2 protein-coding genes are annotated in these 2,216 nt (G+C 32.3%); both read left to right on the top strand.

The window, feature by feature from the left end; genetic code table 11:
• Window positions 1–247: 247 nt before the first annotated feature.
• Window positions 248–778 (top strand): hypothetical protein, encoded by a 531-nt coding sequence (locus tag C6H08_RS02825; RefSeq protein ID WP_034580368.1) that lies wholly within the window; start codon window positions 248–250, stop codon window positions 776–778.
• Between the two features lie 2 nt (window positions 779–780).
• Window positions 781–2,216, top strand: a 1,436-nt coding sequence (locus tag C6H08_RS02820; protein WP_158656791.1) for a hypothetical protein, incomplete at its 3' end; no start/stop codon positions are given.

Below are 2,216 nucleotides of genomic sequence, written 5' to 3'. Positions count from 1 at the left end.
GGCTATGGGAGATTTATAGATTTAGGCAGGGATTACATGAGGGAATGTAACATAGGGGAAGGAAAAAATGGGGACAATACAAAAATATCTTTACTTAACATACAAGGCAAAGTATTACTAGCACCTAGTGGGTGTGAGAGAGTGAGGGTGGAGGTGAGGTAGGGAAAATGCCCAATGATTTGAAACATATAGGTTTATGCTACAATATACAATACAATTGTAATCAAGAATAATAAAGGAATACATGATGGCTTTTAAGATTAAATGTGAGAGTTGCGGGGGTAGAATTCACAAGATTTGGGATACACTCTCATTCTATCAATCTATTACAGATGGTGGAATAGTTGAGTGTAAGCAGTGTAAGGCACGATATAAATCTAAATATCAGACTTCATTTTTTAATGGGCATGTAAGATTGGCTTCATCTATGCTTATCATTTTGCTTATTATTTTTTTTGCATTAAATGACTTTTCACTACCCTTTTCATTTAAACAAGAACCCACTGATTTGAGAACTGTGTATGCGAAAGTTACAGGGACAGAACTCCCACAATCTAACTTTTTTTCACCCATGGAACAAGATAAATGGAATACAATTGGTTTAGAGTTGCTTGCAGATAATGCAAACCCTTATGGAAACATCCTGATAACAATTTTAAGTATAATAGCCTTTGTCGCTACACTCAATATTCTTAATTTTATTGTGATATTTTTCATGCCATTGCGTAGAATTGATGCAAATGATGAATTATTTTGGGATATTAAACAGAAAGACTAAGTATGAGCAAAGGTAATATACTACTATCTACAAGCATCACTACTCCAAATACAAGTGATGCCATGAGTGCAAATATAATTCCCATGTCTTTCATACAGACAAGAGATATTCTGCCAAATACCTTCACAACAGCAAAGGGCTTAGTAAGTAGCAAAACCATAGAAGAATATATTAAGCAAAGCCAACACAACAACTTAGAGCTAATAATAGGAAATAGCGATGAAGTGCTTGGTATTAATTTATGGCAATATGCAAATAAGTTATATGAAATTTCACAACAATACGAGGATAATGATACTAAAACAGAAGAGGCAATTCAAGCAATAGAGCATTCTATTGCAGAGATCAAGAATGTGCTACAACAATCCAAAACTCAATATGAAAATGTATTTCAAGCCAATACATTAGATGGCATAGAGATCGGTATTACCCAACATGTATTTAGCAATAGTAAAAAACAAATACAAGAGTTGCTTGAGGATATAAACAAAGCCAAAGCAAATGCTAAAATACTTGCTAATAATGAAACAAATAAAATACTTGCTATGCTGGTAGGAGCCAATGTGTATCTCTCTCATGGTAGCATAGTACTATATTTTGCCAATAAGTATTTAAGCAGAGGGGTTCTTCTATGGGTTATACGAATTTGTTTTGGCATATCTCCGCAAGGCGCAGCTTTATTCCTTGTGTTTATTGCTTTATCTAGTATATACAAGCTTGTTACCAAAGATGATGCCTTGAAAATAAAGATTTATGAATTTTATTGTGTATTAAATGCTATTTTGCGCCAAGTTCATTATCGCGATGGAGCGATCAATGCACTTGTGAATTTCAATCAAAATATATCTGGCAATGTAATTGTATTTGATCAAAGGGCGTTAAAATATCTTACTTCGCCTTTATCAAGCCATATAGATTCCCTTATAGATCCCTCCATGTTAGATAAGGCTATAATCTACAATATTGATTTAACAAACATACAACCACAAACGCGCAACAATATAAATATCAGCATTACTTCTCTACTTAAACAAAGTAATCTTATTGTTCAATCTTCCCAAAACAATAAAAAACGATTGTTTGCATTCTCAACCTTTCCAAATATACAAGCAAAAAATTTAGGAGATAATGATATTATTAACACTTCAGCTTTTAAGCATCTCAAAAATATTGCTACGCAATTTAGCAATTTTTTATTTATTCAATCGCCCAATCTTACCTCTACTCTTACACTTGATTTGATCTTACAAAGCTTTAAAGTAAGTCATCAAAATGATAATCCAATTAATAATAAATCTATACTCATAGTAACTAATCCATTAGAAGTAACTTCTCCACATTACAAAATTTATGAATATATGAAATCACAATGCAATAGCACTATACAACACAATGTAGTATTTCTCAATGTAGTCAATCGTATAGAGAAAAAAACTTT

It is taken from the genome of Helicobacter bilis (assembly GCF_900198365.1).
Lineage (GTDB): Bacteria > Campylobacterota > Campylobacteria > Campylobacterales > Helicobacteraceae > Helicobacter_A > Helicobacter_A bilis_B.
This window is presented reverse-complemented; position numbering and strand designations above follow the sequence as displayed.